Origin of the sequence: Candidatus Brevundimonas phytovorans (assembly GCA_029203145.1) — a bacterium.
Classification (GTDB): domain Bacteria; phylum Pseudomonadota; class Alphaproteobacteria; order Caulobacterales; family Caulobacteraceae; genus Brevundimonas; species Brevundimonas phytovorans.
Genome location: CP119309.1, coordinates 2,920,347 through 2,936,431, shown reverse-complemented (window position 1 = coordinate 2,936,431; position 16,085 = coordinate 2,920,347). Strand labels below are relative to the sequence as shown.

The window sequence follows — 16,085 nt, the reverse complement described above, 5'->3', positions numbered from 1 at the left end:
CTTTGTCGATCAGCGCGCCTTGAGCCAGTCCGTTACGCCTGTCGCCGTCACGACGCCGGAGGCGAACGCGGCCTGCAGCAGATAGCCGCCGGTCGGGGCCTCCCAGTCCAGCATCTCGCCCGCCACGAAGACGCCGGGCCGGGCCTTGAGCATCAGGTGGTCGTCCACGGCGTCCAGCGTCACGCCCCCCGCCGAGGAGATGGCGCGGGCCAGGCCCTGCACCCCGGTCAGGGTCAGGGTCACGCCCTTGATGCGCGCGGCCAGCGGGCCGGGCTCGGTCGGCAGCGGTCCGCCTTCGCGCAGCAGGGCGATGGCGGCGGGGTCCAGATGGAGGATCTTGCGCAGCCAGTTCGACAGGCTGTCCTTGCCGCGCGGCTTCAGCAGTTTCTGTGTCAGGGCCTGACGGCTGATGCTGGGGCGCAGGTCCAGCGTCAGCTCGGCCTGACCGTCGCGGGCGATGGCTTCGCGTAAGCCAGCCGACAGGGCGTAGACCCCGCCGCCCTCGATGCCATAGGCCGCGATCATGGCCTCGCCGCGCACCGTGCGCCCGGCGTGGGTCAGGGCCGCGCCCTTGACCGGCTGACCGGCGAAGCGCTCGCGCAAGAGCGGCGACCAGGCCACGTCAAAGCCGACGTTGGAGGGCTGGAAGGGAGCCACGGTCACGCCCGCCGTCTCCAGTTCGGGAACCCAGGCGGCGTCGGAGCCCATCCGGGCCCAACTCGCCCCGCCGAGCGCCAGGACCACGGCGTCGGGCCGTTCCAGCCGCTCGCCCTCGGGGGTGTCGAAGGCGAGAGCGCCGTCCTTCCAGCCGGTCCAGCGCGAGCGCACACGGATCTCGACGCCCAGCCCCTCCAGCCGCGCCAGCCAGGCCCGCAGCAGGGGCGAGGCCTTCATGGCTTTCGGGAAGACGCGGCCCGATGAGCCCACGAAAGTCTCCTGCCCCAGCCCCTCGGCCCAGGCGGTCAAGTCGGCAGGCGAAAAGGCGGCCAGCCACCCGGCGACGCGGTCGCGCGCCGAACCATAGCGCTCAAGGAAAGGCGCCAGCGGCTCGGAATGGGTCAGGTTCAGCCCGCCGCGTCCGGCCAGCAGGAACTTGCGCCCTACCGACGGCATTCGCTCATGCACGGTGACGCGCAGACCCGCCGAGGCCAGGCGTTCGGCGGCCATCAGGCCGGCGGGGCCGGCGCCGATCACGGCGACAGTGGACGAAGCGGGAGAAGCTGTATCGGTCATCGGCTCTTCCTAGACCGGAACGCTCGCGAACGGCATACGCTCTGTCCCTATGAGCGTCGCCTTCACCCGAGAAGAAGATCTGGAAGCCACGGCCGCCGACCTGGTGGACCGCCCGATCTCGCCCCACCCGAACCATGTCACGCCCGAGGGCCTGGCCCAGATCGAGGCCGAACTGGCCGCAGCGCGGGCAGCCTATTCTGGCGCGCAGGTCAAGGGCGCGATCGAGGCCGACCGCACCGCCATGGCCCGGGCCACGCGCGACCTGCGCTACTGGTCGTCGCGGCGCGCCTCGGCCCAGCTGCTGGAGACGAAGCCGGACGGGCGGGTGCGCTTTGGCGGCTCGGTCGCCATCGAACGTGAGGACGGCCGCACCCAGACCTGGCGCATCGTCGGCGAGGACGAGGCCGATCCGGCGCAAGGCAGCGTCAGCCACGTCTCGCCCCTGGCCCGCGCCCTGATGGGCAAGCGGGTCGGCGACGAGGCGACCGTGGCGGGTCAGTCGGTCGAGATCGTCGCCGTCGACTAGGGTCAGCAGGCGGCACGGCGGGGGCGCAGCGTCGGCGCGGGCTGGGGCTTGCTCGCAGCGGGCGCAGAAGCCTTGCGGGCGTCCAGCAGGGCGCCGATCCAGCCCCACGCGGGTTCCTTATGAGTGCTGTAGATATAGTCCATCGGTCGTCCTCCTTTCTTGAAGCCGGAATATGCGGTTGACGCCGGGCGTTCACAAACGAGACGATAGGGCTCACGCACAAGGCTTGCTTATGGCTGACGTCCTCTCCCGCATTCCCGTCGACGCCCTGAGGGTGTTCGAAACCGCCGCGCGCCTGCTCAGCTTCACCCGCGCCGCCGAGGCCCTGGGCATGAGCCAGGCGGCGGTCAGCTGGCGCATCCGCGACCTGGAGCAGAGACTGGACCGGGCCCTGTTTGTGCGCGGCACACGGCAGGTGTCGCTGACGCCGGAAGGCGAGCGGCTGGCCACGGCGGCGATTGAGGCCATGACCCTGTTGCGGCGCGCTGTGGCCGACGTGGTCGAGGCCGATCAGGGCGTGCTGGCCATCACCACGCTTCAGACCCTGGCGACCCAGTGGCTGGCGACGCGGCTGGGCTCGTTCCAGTTGGACAACCCCGATCTCGCGGTGCGGGTGGACACCAGCCCGACCCTGTCCATGCTGGGCGCCGACGGGCTGGACGTGGCCCTGCGCTTCGGCTCGGGCCAATGGGCGGGGCTGGAGAGCCGCTTCCTGATGCCCGCTGTCTTCACCCCCCTGTGCAGCCCGGCCATGCGCGACCGGCTGGACCTCAAGGTCCCCGCCGACCTGAAGCGGGCCCATCTGGTGGGGGAGCCGAACGAATGGGCCGCCTGGTTCGCCGCCGCCCAGGTCTCGGCCGCCGACACGGCCCCGCCGCCGCGCCTGACCGCCGACAATCAGGCGATGGAGGTGGCGGCGGCTCTGGGCGATCAGGGCGTGGCCCTGGGCTCGCCCATCCTCTATGCGCGCGAGATCGAGCGCGGCCTGCTGGTGCGTCCGTTCGCCCAGACCGTCGCCTTGGCCGAGGGCTACTGGATCTGCTACCCGCCCGCTCGCCGCCTGACCCCCAAGATCGCCCGCTTCCGCGACTGGCTGCTCGACACGGCGCGGGCCGATCCGGCCGTGGTCGAAGGCGCGAGGCTGGCGGGGCGGGAAGTGGGGGAGACGGGGTAGGCCCTTCTCCCTCCCCTTCATGGGGAGGGTGGTCGGAGCGAAGCGCGGCTATGGGTAGCAAACACACCTCCGCTCGAATATGCCCTCGTGGTCAGCAATTCGAGGGATTTAGGTGGCATCAGGGCGAAAAAGCACCGGGAAGCAGCTAACCGCCCACCTCAAGCGCCTCTACGGCCGCATGGGTGGCGAACTGCACTGGATCGAGAACCCGCCCAAGCTACGACAGAAGAACTGGAGAGGCGGTGAGGCGTTCGCTGCCGAGGCTGGTGAGCGCCAAGCCAGGGCCGAGGAGATCAGAACGGCGATCCCCCATATCGTTTACGTGATCCAGATGTTCGAGCCCGACTGGAACCCCGAGCAGGAGAAACTGATCAGGCCGCTCCGCCGGGGGGCCAACCGACCGCCCCACGGTTGGGCGGACGCCGCCTTCGATGTGTTGCGAGAGGACGGTGAATGGCTGACGGTGCGCGAGATGCTGGATCGGATCGTGGAACGCCACGACCTCAGCGTCGATGACGGTCCCGCCTACGTTCTGGCATACGGAGCCATCAACGCGGCGTTGCAGCGCGCTCAGCGGGGCTTGGTAAACGATGGTGCAAAGCCGCCGCGATGGGCGCTGAAATCGCGACAGAGCGGGAACGAGCCGTCTAGCGCCGCTGGCGAGGACGACTGCTAGGCGGCGGCGGCTCCCACGCGGCGACCACGGCCTCGCGGAAACGTTGGCGCAGGCTCGAAAGCAGGCGACTGAACGACGATGGATCGCGATCCCGGATGTTCAGCGGCGCGGCGGTGCGCTTCAGCATCTCCTTCTCCACCGTCTTGTGATAGCCGCAGACCTTGTATCCGATCACGACTTCGCTGCGCAGCCACTCGCTCAAGGCCGTTTCGCTCGCCTGACGACCCTTGAGGTCACCGAGTTCGCCGGTCCCCGCGACCCAGTGGATGGCGAAGACCGATTGACGGAACGGCGAGTCCGCGATGCTTCCGAGAAGGTGCCCGGTCACCCTCTCGCGCAGGGAGTAGCCTTCGCCTACGTATCCGTTGCGTGAAACCCCGTGGTCCCAGGCCGGCAACTGCGGATCAGGGAAATAGCCAGCAAGGTTGAAGAGCCGTTCGCCGCTCCGAAGGAACAAGCTGTAGACGCCAGGGCTCAGGGGCATTCGCTTGGGATCGTCCATGAACTCGCCGGCCGACATGAACTCGAAGCCGTCACGCCAACGCTTCGCGGATCGAGCGTCGGCGACGCGGGGTGTCTCCACTTCTCCGGCGGCGCGCTTGGCCTCCTTGTGCGCCAGCCGCCGCTCCTCTGAACTCGGCGGGCTCCACTCGATCGGCGCGCCGTCTTGGCTGATGATTTCGCACCGACGCTTGGAACCGCCCGCCTTCTTCTTGAGGAAATAGCCAGCCATCGGCGAGCGGCCTGGGGTCATCATCGTTCCGAGGAGCGCAGCGAAGCTGTCGTCCGGACCGGTGGCTGTGTGGCTCAACCGCCACGTAAGCTGAGCCGTATAGAGGTCGAGGTAGTTGCCGAGGATGCGACGATAGATCATCCGCATGCCCTCAAGGACGCGGAAGCCGCTCTCGGCCCAGTTGGTGCAGGCTTCCGGCGTGTAGAAGTGGTGATCGTGGATGACCCGCTTCAGCGCGCAATGCTCGCGAATCTGGCCCCAGTGACCGCCGTCAGCGAACACGACAGCGTTCGGATCGACCACGTCGATGAACGGGGGGATGGGGTGGTGCTCCTGCTTCGCGACCCACGCGCGGGCTGGACCGCCGCGCTGGCGAGCCAGCGTCACTCGCAACGTCCGATCCGGGGCGCCATAGGGGAAACGCCAGTGATCCTTTTCATTTCGCACGTTCTTGGGGCGGATGTAGCCCTTCAGCTCCTTGCCATCGATCTCGATCTCTTCGCGCAGGATCGTGCGCCGCTCGAAGGCCTGCATCGCGCATCTGATTTTGTGGAGCCAGACGAAGATCGTCTTGTAGTTCTTCACCTTGGCCCGCAGGTCCCGCTTGATTTCGAGAGCACTGCGTCCCTGATAGGCGACGTTGAACTGCGCCAGGATCAGCAGGATCGTCTTGAACGGCAGCTTGCGGTAGGCGAACGGCGTGTTGGTGGTCAGGGTGAACTGCCTCAAGCACTGTTTGCATTTGAAGAGTTTGCCGTCCTGGTAGGTCCACGCGGCAGGTGATCCGCAGTGGTTGCAGCAGGGATCGCCCCCATTCTCTGCGAATCGGTAACGGCGAAACAGCGCACGCGCTGCGTCTTCCGAGAGTTCGGCGATCTCGGTAGGCGTCGCGGCATGTGCCGGGCCTTGAAGGAGAGCCAATGATGTCAACGCACATACGGGAGGTTTGTCGCGTATGTGCGATACTAATCGCGTCGTAGCCTGTCAAGAAGATTGTCGCGTATGTGCGACCTTTATCGCTTAAACGAGCGATAGGTCGCGTCGGTTGATAGGTGGGTGAAGTGATGGCATTAACTGGTCATGGCTAAACGCCCCGCGACCTCTGATCTCGATGATCCCGAAAACGTCTGGCGCGAGAAGGCGCGAACCCTGCTGCGGGTCGAGCAGCGTCGCCAGAACCTCACCTACGCCGACATCGCGGAACGCATGCAGGCGATAGGCATCGAAGAGACCGAGGTCAGCGTCCGCAACAAGATCAGCCGAGGGACATTCCCGGCAACGTTCATGCTGCAATTCATGCATGTGCTGGGGGTCGACCTCATCCCCTTCAAGCCTCAGTTGACCGGCGAGTTCACGTTGGCCCCCGATCTGCTCGACAAAGTGCCGCAGGTGCGAATGACCCCAGAACTGATTGCAGCCTTGGTAGGGACCCCAAAGAAGGAGTGACCAATTCCTCTACATAGGCCCTGTTAAGCGTGTCTTCCGTCCTGACCGTGATCTCCTTCTTTTGGAGCGCCACTTCTGTGGCATCCTATTCGCGTTCGTCCACACAGCACGCCGAACATCTGCCGGCAGCTTCGATAGTGATCCGATCAACCGAATAACCCAGCCGGTTTGCAGACGCGGTCAATGAAGTCGTCTCAGGCGCGGAGATTTCGCGGCACGAGCCGCAACAATCGCAGATTAGGAAAGCCGCCGGGTGGGCAGCCACGCCGAGGGTGCAGGCCACATAGCATTTCGACGACGCAAGGCGGTGGACCAGCCCCAGCCCCGTCAGGACCTCAAGGGCCCTGTAGATGGTGGCGGGCTTCGCGACCCGCCCGACAGCGTGGTAGGCGGCGACGAGATCATATGCCTTCACTGGTCGGCCCGACGTCAAAAGCAGTTCCAAAACCCGCCGTCTGGGAGCGGTCATCTGATGGTCGGCGGAGACAATGCGGTCGTAAGCAGCATCAAGCGCGAGACTCACCGCTGTGGCCGTCGGCGATTTCGCTTCCTGACCATGTGGACAAGCCGCTGTCATGCTGACGACGGCCTTGTGGTGGGGTCTCGGTAAGCAAGCAGCCGCAGGGCGTTGAAAACTACCAGGAGCGTTGAGCCCTCGTGCATCGCCACGGCCGGCCCGATACCGAGGCCGAGGATGGTCGCTGGCACGAGGAAGGCGACAACGCCGAGGCTGACGATCAGATTTTGCAGAATGATGCGGCGGGTGCTGCGGCTCAGGCCCACCGCGAAAGGCAGTTGCGAGAGATCGTCTGACATCAGGGCGACGTCGGCAGTCTCCAGCGCGACGTCGGAACCGGCCGCGCCCATGGCGATGCCCACGGTCGCAGTGGCCATGGCCGGGGCGTCGTTCACCCCGTCCCCGACCATGGCGATCTTGCCCTCTGCGCGGAGCCGTTTGATAGCCTCCACCTTGTCCTCGGGCATGAGGTCGCCCCAAGCTTCGGAAAGGCCGACCTGGCTCGCGATCGCCTGAGCCGCCTTCTGATGGTCCCCCGAGATCATGATCATCCGAGATACGCCCAGCGCGCGCAGGGCCTCAAGCGTGGTGCGGGCTGCCGCGCGTGGCGTGTCCAACAGACCGATCACCCCGAGATCGCGCTCGCCCTGGCGCACGACCATCAGGGTGCGCCCATCCTCCCGGAGCCGCTTCACGGCGGCCTCCGCTTCCTGACCCAGGGGAGCGACGCCATCGGCGCCGAACATCTCGGGCTTGCCGATGAGGACCGTCGCGCCCTCAAGCTGAGCGGTGACGCCCTTCCCGGTCAAACTCTTCAGGTCCGACGCCGGAGCAGTCGTCTTGCTGCCGAGACGTTCGGACCCGTCGCGGGCGATGGCTTCCGCCAGAGGGTGGTCGCTCAGCCGTTCCACGGCGACGGCGGTCATCAGCAGATCAGTCTCGCTCGCGCCGCCCACAGGCACGATGTCCGTGATGCGGGGCCGCCCCTCCGTCAGGGTGCCCGTCTTGTCAAAGGCGATGGCATTGAGGGAGCCGAGGTTTTCAAGCGGCGCGCCACCCTTGATCAGGACGCCCGCCCGAGCCGCTCGCGCCACGCCGGACAGGACGGCGCTGGGCGTGGCGATGGCGAGGGCGCATGGGCTGGCCGCCACCAGAACGGCCATGGCCCGGTAGAAGCTGTCGCGGAAAGGCTCGTCGACCACGACCCAGGCGAAGAGCAGGACGAAGGCGAGGCCGAGGACGACGGGGACGAAGATGCGTTCGAAGCGGTCGGTGAACCGCTGGGTCGGCGACTTCTGGGTCTCGGCCTCGCTGACCATGCGGACGACCTTGGCCAGGGTCGTGTCGGAGGATTTTCGGGTCGTCTCGATCTCGATCGAGCCCGCTCCGTTGATGGTGCCGGCGAAGACAACGGAGGAAGAGGCGACCTGGGCGGGCCGCTTCCGGGCCGCAGCGGCGTCTGGGACCGGTTGCTTATCGACCGGCATGCTCTCGCCGGTGACCGGGGCCTGATTGATGCTTGTCGCGCCAACCACGACGAACCCGTCCGCCGGCAACCGTTCGTTAGGCCGCACCACGACCGTGTCGCCGATTTCGACCTCCTCGACCGGAACCTCCACGACCTGGTCGCCGCGCCGCACATGGGCCGTGCGGGGCGCCAGATCGGCCAGGGCCTCGATCGCGCGTTTGGCCCGGCCCATGGCGTAGTTCTCAAGAGCGTGGCCGATGCTGAACAGGAACAGGAGCAGCGCGCCCTCGGCCCAGGCTCCCAGAGCCGCCGCACCGGCGGCGGCGACGAGCATCAGGGTGTCGATCTCGAAGCGCTTGTTGCGGAGGTTTTCGAAAGCCTCGCGAACCGTGAAGAAGCCGCCGAAGCCATAGGCGACAAGATACAGACAGAGAGGCAGCCACGCCGGAACGCCGGGAGCCAGCCTTTCTAGACCGAAGCCCAGCGCCAGTGCGACGCCGCTCGACACAGCGAAGATCACCTCGGTGTTCGATCCAAACACCCCGCCATGCGCGTGCGGGTCAGCGCCCGCCTTCTCGCTCGCATGGTCGTGGCCGTGCACCGCTTGATGGTCGGTATCGGTCGAACTCATCGGCTCGCCTCCTCAGTGGCTTCGGTGCGAGCCGCGCCTCGCAGGATGTCGACGCCGCCCTTGATCGCGAGCGCGGCTACCAGCAACCCGACCACGAAATCCGGCCAGGCCTGATCGAGCCACCACACGAGCCCACCCGCGACGAGAATGCCGCCATTCGCGGCGAAGTCGTTCAGGCTGAATGTCTCAGCGGCGTCCATGTTCACATCATCGGACGTGACCCGTTTCAGGAGCATCAGGCAGATCAGGTTCACGACCGCAGCCACGAGGGCCAGACCCATCATCGTCAAACCGACCGGTTCAGCCCCGAACCACCATCTTCGGCCGACGTCTATAAGAACCCCGACGGCGAACAGCAGCAGCAGAATGCCGGACAGACGCGCCGCGCCTTTCTTCCAGGACAGGGCGCGGCCAACCGCGAGAAAGCTGATCAGATAGACGACCGAGTCCGCCCCGTTGTCGACCGCATTGGCCAGCAAGGCGCTGGAGTCGGCGAGGATGCCGCCCGCGCCCAGCCCCACGAAGAGCAGCGCGTTGAGGATGAGGACCACCAGCAGCGTCCGTCGCTGCTGGTGGTCTTGAGCGGTCAGTGCCGTCAATCGTCCATTCCTTCCGACGCCCTGTGCTTGACCGCCCTGGCAGCAAACGTCGGCAGGACCAGCAGGGTCAGGATGGTCGCCGTGAGAAGCCCGCCGATCACCACCGTGGCTAAAGGCTTCTGCACCTCCGCTCCCGCGCCATGAGCCAGCGCCATCGGGATGAATCCGACGATGGCGACCAGGGCGGTGGTCAGAACAGCGCGAAGACGGCTGGACGCTCCTTCGATGGCGGCGTCGTAGGGGGTCAGACCCGCCGTCAACCGTTCACGGATCGCCTGCATCAGCACTAGGCCGTTCAGGGTCGCCACCCCTGAGACGGCGATGAAGCCGACCGCCGCAGAGACCGAGAAGGGCATCCCGCGCAGGAGCAACGCCAACGCGCCGCCGACCAGAGCCAAGGGCACGCAGGCGAAGACCAATCCGGCCTCCGCGAACGAGCCCAGGGCCAGGAACAGCAACACGCCGATCAGGACGAAGACGACCGGGATGACCAAGCCGAAGCGTTGCTCGGCCCGCTTCAGATTCTCGAACTGGCCGCCCCAGTCCAGATAGACGCCGGCGGGCAGTTCGATCTCCGCGACCTGGCTCTGAGCGTCTGTGACGAAGCCGCCCAGATCGCGGCCGCGCACATTGGCCTGGACCACCATGCGACGGCTGCCGTTCTCGCGGCTGATCTGGTTCGGACCTTCGCCGGTCTGGATACGCGCCACCGACGACAGCGGCACAATCACCCCGGTGTCCGAAACGATCGGAAGAGCCGCCAGCGCTGCCGGATCGTTGCGGGCGTCGTCGGGCAGACGGACGACCACGTCGAAGCGCCGGTCGCCCTCGAAGATGCGCCCGGCCTCGGCTCCGCCGATTCCGGCCGAGACCGCTTCGCTAACGTCAGCGGCGGACAGACCATAACTGGCGGCGGCGGTGCGATCGACGCTGACGGTCAGGGTGGGCAGGCCGGAAGCCTGTTCCACCCGCACGTCCGCAGAGCCGGTCGTCTCGCGCAGAGAGGCCGCCACCTGATCCGCCACGCGCTGAAGCGTGTCGAAGTCGTCGCCGTAGACCATGACGGCGAGATCGGTGCGGACGCCCGAGATCAGTTCGTTGAAGCGCAGTTCGATCGGCTGGCTGAACTCAAAATTGTTGCCAATCTGCTGACCCGCGACCTCCTCCAGCCGTTCGATCAGTTCCTCTTTCTCCAGGCTCGGATTAGGCCAGTCCTTGCGATCCTTCAGGACGATCACGCTGTCGGAGATGTTGGGCGGCATCGGGTCCACCGCCGCCTCGGCCGTGCCGGTGCGCGAGAACATGGTCTCGACCTCGGGCTGGGCCTTGATGGCGCGTTCCAAGGCCATCTGCATGGCCAAGGATTGTTCCAAAGACGCCGAGGGAACGCGCAGCGCCTGCATGGCGATGTCGCCTTCGTCGAGCGTCGGGATGAACTCGCGACCCAGGGACATGAAGGAGACCGCGCCGATGGCCAGCGTTGCGACGGCCGAGATCAGAACGACCTTGGGCCGCGCGACCGCCGCCTTGATCGCCGGCTGAATGAACCGGCGGGCAAAGCGCAGAATCCAGGTTTCGTGTTCGACCGCCTGACCGTCCGCATCGACGTGGACCGTCTTGGGATCGCGCACGAGCAATGCCGTCATGGCAGGCACGAAGGTGAAGGAGAAGATGAAGGCTCCGACCAGGGCCAGCATGACGGTCGCGCCCATGGGCTGGAACGTCTTGCCCTCGACGCCTTCCAGCATCAGCAGGGGCGCAAACACGAGCAGGATGATTAGCTGGCCGAAAGCGGCGGGCTTGACCATCTGGCGCGCCGACTGGACCGCGACGTCCAGACGCTCATGCCGGGTGAGCATCCGCCCAACCGCCGCCCGACGTTGGGTCAGCATCAACAGGGTGTTCTCGATCACGACGACCGCCCCATCGACCATCAGGCCGAAGTCGAGGGCGCCCAGGCTCATCAGGTTTCCGCTGATGCCGAACCGGTTCATGCCGATGACGGCGAACAGGAAGGACAGCGGTATCATCAGGGCGGTGATCGTCGCGGCGCGAATGTTGCCGAGCAGCAGGAACAGCACGACCACGACCAGAAGCGCGCCCTCGGTCAGGTTTCGGGCCACGGTCGAGATGGTCGAGTTGACCAGTTCGCTGCGGTTCAGCACCGGCAGGGCGACGATGCCCGGCGGCAGGCTGTCGTCCACCTCCGCCAGCCGTTCGGCGGCGGCCTGGGCCACGGTCCGGCTGTTGCCGCCCGCGATCATCAGGGCCGTGCCGAGAACCGCTTCGTGCCCGTCTCGGCTGGCGCCGCCCAGGCGCGGGGCCTGACCGATCTCGACCGTGGCGACGTCGGCGACCCGGACGACCAGACCGCCACGATTGACGACCGGGGCCTGGGCCAGATCGTCGATCGTCAGGGCCAGGGCGTCGGTGCGGACGACCAGGGCCTCTCCCGCGCGCTGGATATAGCCGGCGCCCGCCTGGGTATTAGCGCGCTCGACGGCTTCGACCAGATCGTTAAGGCCGAGGCCATAGGCGGCAAGCTGTGAGGCATTGGGCCGGACGGCGTATTCCTTGACGTAGCCGCCGACGGTATCCACCCCGGCGAGGCCGCTGGTGGTGCGCATCTGCGGCGCGATGATCCAGTCCTGAACCGTGCGCAGATAGGTCGCGCGCTGCTGGGGCGTGGTAAGGCGTTCGCCCTCGGGGGTCAGATAGACACCACCCGCCTGCCAGCCGGGCTGACCGGGTCGGGATAAGGTCTCGGTCGTGAACGGCACATAATCGACCGTCCACATCAGCACCTCGCCCAGGCCCGTGGTGATCGGCGACAGGCCGGGCTCCACGCCTTCGGGCAGGCCCTCCGACGCGGCAGCGAGTCGTTCGGCGACCTGCTGGCGGGCGAAGTAGATGTCGGTCTGGTCGGTGAAGATCGCGGTGATCTGGCTGAACCCGTTGCGCGACAGCGACCGGGTGCTGGTCAGGCCTGGGATGCCGGCCAGGGCCGTCTCCAGCGGATAGGTGACCTGGCGCTCAATCTGCTCGGGCGCGAGGGCCGGGGCGACCGTTGTGATCTGCACCTGACGGTTGGTGATGTCGGGCACCGCGTCGATGGGCAGCTTGGTCAGTTCGAACAGACCCAGGGCCGCGACAAGGCTGACGGCGATGATGACGAACCAGCGGAACCGGACCGACGCTTGGATGATGGCTGTAAACATGATCGTCGCCCCTAGTGGCCGTGCTCGGCCTCGCCCTTGGCGAGTTCGGCTTTCAGGAGGAAGGCGTTGGCCCCGGCGATGCGCTCGGCCCCGGTCAGGCCGCTCAGGATTTCCGTGCGATCTCCCGCCTGCCGACCCGCAAGGACCGGGACTGCGCGGAAACCTCCGGCGGTTCGCACGAAGACGACGCTCGCGCCTTCGACGGTCTGGATCGCGTCGGACGGAACGGTTAGGCCACTGACAGCGCCACCGGTGACGACCGTCCCCGACACCGCCGATCCGGCGGGCGGCAGCACACCCCCCGTCGGCCGCGCGCGAATGACGGTCGCGCCGCTCTCGGCACCGGCTCCGGCGGCGACGCCGGTGACGACGGCATCGAACTCTCCGGCCGGTCCCTGCACTCGGATAGCGCTGCCTGCTCTAACCTGGGCGGCGAGCGCCGGCGGAGCGTTGAAGACGATCTCGACCCGCGCGGGGTTGGTGACCTCTGCGATCACCCCGCCCTGGGCGGCGAAACCGCCCGGCCCGACCTGGACACTGGTGACGACACCCGAGATCGGGCTGGTCACGCTGAGCCGCCCCGAGGCGTTGGGCGAGCCGGCGGCCGAGGCGCGCGCGCGTGCGGCGCGGGCTGCTGCCTGGGCGCTGAGCGCTTGGGCATGGGCGACCTCTGCATCGCGGCGAGCCACGACGCCCTGATCGGCCAGGCTCTCTTCGCGGCTATGCGCCTGCTCGGCGGCGATGGCATTGGCCTGGGCCGCGTCTGCGTCAGCGCGAAGGCTGGCGGCGTCGCCGCTGACGAGGATGGCCAGCGGCTGCCCCGCGCGCACGGACCGGCCCGGAGCCACCAGGACGCGTTCGACCCGCCCGCCAACGGACGCGGCGACGGCGGCCCTGGCGTCGATCATCGGTTCGACCCGGCCCGACAGGCGCGTCTCGCCGCCGCCACCGCCGGTGACGGCGACGATCGCGATGTTGGCGGCGGTAATCTGGGCCGCCGTCAAGACGACGACACCTTCTTCGCCGCCCGCTTCCTCGCCCTCGGCGTGCTCGCCTTCCTCCTCGGAATGTCCGGCTTCACCCTCCGCCGCCGGAGCCTCGGCGGGAGAGCGGGTCATGGCATAAAGCCCCGCGCCACCCAGGACGACGACGGCGGCCACCCCGGCCATCAGCCAAGTCTTACTGATCTGTGGTGTGCGTTTCATAGCGATGTTCCAAACGGGGCGCGGCCTTGAAGGCGCGCGAGGTCGATTTCGGCCCGGACCCGCGCGAGGCGGGCGTCCACGGCGGCGTTGCGGGCGGCGATGAGGGCGGCGCGGGAAGACCGCAGTTCCAGTTGCGAGATGCGCCCCGCCTCGAACCCGATCCGCGAGAGGCGATAGGCTTCCTCCGCGGCCGTGACGCCGGCGTCGCTGGCGGTGACGCGGCTGACGGACGCTCTGAGACGCGCTTCGGCGGCATTGCGATCCGCCTCCGCTTCCTGACGCGCGCCCATCAGACGGGCGTCGGCGGCGCGAAAGTCCGCCTGGGCGGCTTCGATATTGCCCCGGTTCCGGTCGAACAGCGGCAGGGGGACGCTGAGCCCGAAGGTCAGGGCGGTCGCGTCCTCGGCCTCGTAGCGACGCACGCCGACCGAGGCGCGGACGTCGGGCCGGGCGCGGATGCGTTCGACCTCGATCCGGCTTTCGGCCGCCGCCCGCTCGGCCTCGGCCACGCGGACCTGCGGCGTCGCGCCGGGCGTCACGCCCGCTGCGGCGGGCACCCGGTCGATCAGGCTGGTGTCGATCGAGGTGACTGGCTTCGGCAGCATCGCCACGGCGGTCAGCCGCGCGAACGCCGCGTCCCGTTCCGCCTCCGCCTCGTCTAGGGTCGCGCGGGCGGCGGCGGCTTCGCTTTCGCCCTGGATGCCGCGCAGCAGGGGCTCGCGCCCCTCTTCGACCAGGATCAGCGCCGCGCGGGTATCGGCGATAGTGACCGTCAGGGCCTCTTCAGCCAGCAGGAACCGTCGCTGTGCGGCTTCCGCCTCGGCATAGACCAAGGCCAGCCTGGCCCCCGCCTCGACGGTCGCCAGGTCACGCCTCAGACCCGCCGTGCCCGCATCGGCTCTCGCGACCTCGACCCGCGCGCCGCGACGGCCCCACAGTTCCAGGTCCTGGGACAAGGACAGGGTCGTTTCGGCGTTGTCGTAGCCGGAGAAGGGACCGCTGCCGAAGGCGTTTTCCGCCTCCAGCCCCAGTTCGGGGTTGGGGCGAACGCGCGCCTGACGGACTCGAGCCTCGGCCGCGTCGAGCAGAGCGCCGGCCTCCACGGTTGTCGGCGTCAGGCCGATGCGTTCAAGCAGCGCCTCGAACGAGGGCGCGGGATCGGCCCAGGCAGGGCCGGTGACCGCTGTCGCCATCGCGACCACGGCGCAGCCGATCGCGAGACGCGACCGACCAGATTTCAGGGGTGGCATGTTCCATGTCCCAGCAGTTCCAAACGATTGACGAGCGCCATCAGGCGCAGGGCATCGTCAGGCTCTGGGAGGGCGTTCCAGACCACTGGGCGCGCGAGACGCCAAGGGCTCATCGGTGGGGCGCAACAGACTCGGCGCGACGGCAGCCGTCACCGACACCGATTGGGTCGAGGACGGCATCGCGGTTCCGCTGTGGTGGCAATGGCCGTGCGAACAAATGGCATGGTCGTCGGGTTCAGAGGGCAGATCGCCACCGTCGTCGGCGACTGACGCCGCCGGATGGGCGGGTTCCAGTTCCACGGCGCATGCCGCAGCATCGAAGGTCGGGATCAGAACGAAGACGGCGACGAACAGCGCAAAGAGCGCCGCCGTGACGCCGTATCTGTTCGCCGATCGAACCATGCCGCCCAATAGCACGGTTCAAGAGAACAGCAACGAACACTTGGTGCCACGCTGACGCGAATGTCTTAGCCCGCCCCTTTTCCGGTATATGGCCGCAAGGGCTGCCTTTGCTGCGTGTCTGGCCATTCACTTTTAAGGCACCGCCACCGCTTCCTCGGTCTGATCCTTTCGCCAGCGCGCCGCCTTGATCAACGCCCGAGCCACACTGGCGCGGTCAGGCGCGGTGGCAACAACTCGGCCGTTTCGCAGTCCGATGAAGCCTTCGCCATCGCGCTCTGGGGCGATCTGGCAGAGTTGGTTTCCGTGAAAGAAGGACAGGCTGTTCATCGGCCCAACTCCGTCGCACCGGCAACAGCTTGTTTGACTTGCCGGGTCACCAGGACCCAGCCCTGCTGTCCCGCCTCAATCGGCACAGCGCGCACCCGTCCGGCCAGTCGCAAGGGCCTCAGACAGGCTCGAACGCGTTTGGCCATCGTGACTTCCAGCTTCATGTCAGCGAGGTCGAGGTCTCGCCTCTCAACCACTGCACGCGCCAGCGCTCTCGATGTAACCGGTCCGTCGGCTTCTCTCAGATGATCAACGACGATGCCGGTGATCTCCCCCGGGGCGGCAGCAAGTAGCGGCCGGCCGCGTTTCGGGGCTATCTTGCTCAGGTCGATGTCAGGTTTGAGCAGCACGAGCACTGCGTCCAGGTGTTGGATCGCCTGGTGAAGTTCGCGCAGCTTCCCCTGCTGTCTCTCCAAGTCGCCGTCCAACTCGGCACGCCTGCGGACCAGGGCATGCAGAGCGACAGAATGCTCGGTGCCAAAAGGAATGATCGAATTTGCCATCCCCACATCATAATGGCAGCGGTTCCTACTGTCCCGGCTGTCAAGGTGTGTTTGCTACCCATAGCCGGCGAAGCGTAGACCGGGTGGGGAGGGCGAGGCGATGCAAAGCGCAACGTCTGATTTGCTCTGCTGCCCCCACCCGGCTTCGGCCTGACGGCCTCAGCCACCCTCCCCATG

At 67.3% G+C, this 16,085-nt stretch carries 16 protein-coding genes; 5 read left to right on the top strand and 11 right to left on the bottom strand.

All coding sequences use genetic code 11. The features are described from left to right. Nucleotides 1–9 precede the first annotated feature (9 nt). A complete protein-coding gene (locus P0Y52_14380; GenBank protein ID WEK57711.1) occupies nucleotides 10–1,233 on the bottom strand; it encodes a TIGR03862 family flavoprotein in 1,224 nt (407 codons plus the stop codon). Between the two features lie 49 nt (nucleotides 1,234–1,282). On the opposite strand from P0Y52_14380, the gene greA reads away from it, so the two are divergent. Then, nucleotides 1,283–1,759, top strand: coding sequence for a transcription elongation factor GreA (greA, locus tag P0Y52_14375; GenBank protein ID WEK57710.1), 477 nt, complete (start codon nucleotides 1,283–1,285; stop codon nucleotides 1,757–1,759). A gap of 2 nt (nucleotides 1,760–1,761) precedes the next feature. On the opposite strand, the gene P0Y52_14370 is transcribed toward greA, so the two are convergent. After that, nucleotides 1,762–1,902 carry a hypothetical protein gene (locus P0Y52_14370; protein ID WEK57709.1) on the bottom strand — a complete coding sequence of 47 codons (141 nt, stop codon included), beginning with the start codon at nucleotides 1,900–1,902 and terminating at the stop codon, nucleotides 1,762–1,764. An 89-nt stretch (nucleotides 1,903–1,991) separates the two neighbouring features. On the opposite strand from P0Y52_14370, the gene P0Y52_14365 reads away from it, so the two are divergent. Both P0Y52_14365 and P0Y52_14360 read left to right on the top strand, forming a co-directional pair. Further along, the gene (locus P0Y52_14365; GenBank protein ID WEK57708.1) at nucleotides 1,992–2,933 is read left to right on the top strand and encodes a LysR substrate-binding domain-containing protein; all 942 of its coding nucleotides are present in this window, start codon (nucleotides 1,992–1,994) and stop codon (nucleotides 2,931–2,933) included. A gap of 178 nt (nucleotides 2,934–3,111) precedes the next feature. Continuing rightward, complete coding sequence (locus tag P0Y52_14360) at nucleotides 3,112–3,609, top strand: hypothetical protein (protein WEK57707.1); 498 nt, start codon at nucleotides 3,112–3,114, stop codon at nucleotides 3,607–3,609. On the opposite strand, the gene P0Y52_14355 is transcribed toward P0Y52_14360, so the two are convergent. Continuing rightward, complete coding sequence (locus P0Y52_14355; protein WEK57706.1) at nucleotides 3,581–5,071, bottom strand: transposase; 1,491 nt, start codon at nucleotides 5,069–5,071, stop codon at nucleotides 3,581–3,583. The two genes, P0Y52_14360 and P0Y52_14355, sit on opposite strands and share 29 nt — an antisense overlap. Before the next feature lie 351 nt (nucleotides 5,072–5,422). Between P0Y52_14355 and P0Y52_14350 the strand changes: the two genes are divergently transcribed. After that, complete coding sequence (locus P0Y52_14350; GenBank protein ID WEK57705.1) at nucleotides 5,423–5,788, top strand: DUF6471 domain-containing protein; 366 nt, start codon at nucleotides 5,423–5,425, stop codon at nucleotides 5,786–5,788. 85 nt (nucleotides 5,789–5,873) lie between these two features. Here the strand turns inward: P0Y52_14350 and P0Y52_14345 are convergent, their stop codons facing one another. The 6 genes from P0Y52_14345 to P0Y52_14320 all read right to left on the bottom strand — a co-directional run bounded on the left by P0Y52_14345 (nucleotide 5,874) and on the right by P0Y52_14320 (nucleotide 14,676). Next, a complete protein-coding gene (locus tag P0Y52_14345; protein WEK59504.1) occupies nucleotides 5,874–6,257 on the bottom strand; it encodes a Fur family transcriptional regulator in 384 nt (127 codons plus the stop codon). 104 nt (nucleotides 6,258–6,361) lie between these two features. Then, complete coding sequence (locus P0Y52_14340; protein WEK57704.1) at nucleotides 6,362–8,404, bottom strand: heavy metal translocating P-type ATPase; 2,043 nt, start codon at nucleotides 8,402–8,404, stop codon at nucleotides 6,362–6,364. Beyond that, entirely contained in the window at nucleotides 8,401–9,003 is a 603-nt protein-coding gene (locus tag P0Y52_14335; protein WEK57703.1) for a cation transporter, read from the bottom strand. Before P0Y52_14335 ends, P0Y52_14340 begins: the two co-directional genes overlap by 4 nt. Beyond that, complete coding sequence (locus tag P0Y52_14330) at nucleotides 9,000–12,221, bottom strand: CusA/CzcA family heavy metal efflux RND transporter (GenBank protein ID WEK57702.1); 3,222 nt, start codon at nucleotides 12,219–12,221, stop codon at nucleotides 9,000–9,002. The genes P0Y52_14335 and P0Y52_14330 overlap by 4 nt, the downstream gene beginning before the upstream one ends. 11 nt (nucleotides 12,222–12,232) lie before the next feature. Then, nucleotides 12,233–13,426 (bottom strand): efflux RND transporter periplasmic adaptor subunit, encoded by a 1,194-nt coding sequence (locus tag P0Y52_14325; GenBank protein ID WEK57701.1) that lies wholly within the window; start codon nucleotides 13,424–13,426, stop codon nucleotides 12,233–12,235. After that, nucleotides 13,423–14,676, bottom strand: coding sequence for a TolC family protein (locus tag P0Y52_14320; protein ID WEK57700.1), 1,254 nt, complete (start codon nucleotides 14,674–14,676; stop codon nucleotides 13,423–13,425). Before P0Y52_14320 ends, P0Y52_14325 begins: the two co-directional genes overlap by 4 nt. 115 nt (nucleotides 14,677–14,791) lie before the next feature. On the opposite strand from P0Y52_14320, the gene P0Y52_14315 reads away from it, so the two are divergent. After that, nucleotides 14,792–15,133, top strand: a complete 342-nt coding sequence (locus P0Y52_14315; GenBank protein ID WEK57699.1) for a hypothetical protein — start codon at nucleotides 14,792–14,794, stop codon at nucleotides 15,131–15,133. A gap of 77 nt (nucleotides 15,134–15,210) precedes the next feature. Here the strand turns inward: P0Y52_14315 and P0Y52_14310 are convergent, their stop codons facing one another. Further along, complete coding sequence (locus P0Y52_14310; GenBank protein WEK57698.1) at nucleotides 15,211–15,405, bottom strand: hypothetical protein; 195 nt, start codon at nucleotides 15,403–15,405, stop codon at nucleotides 15,211–15,213. Further along, nucleotides 15,402–15,908 carry a hypothetical protein gene (locus P0Y52_14305; GenBank protein WEK57697.1) on the bottom strand — a complete coding sequence of 169 codons (507 nt, stop codon included), beginning with the start codon at nucleotides 15,906–15,908 and terminating at the stop codon, nucleotides 15,402–15,404. Before P0Y52_14305 ends, P0Y52_14310 begins: the two co-directional genes overlap by 4 nt. Between the last annotated feature and the right edge of the window lie 177 nt (nucleotides 15,909–16,085).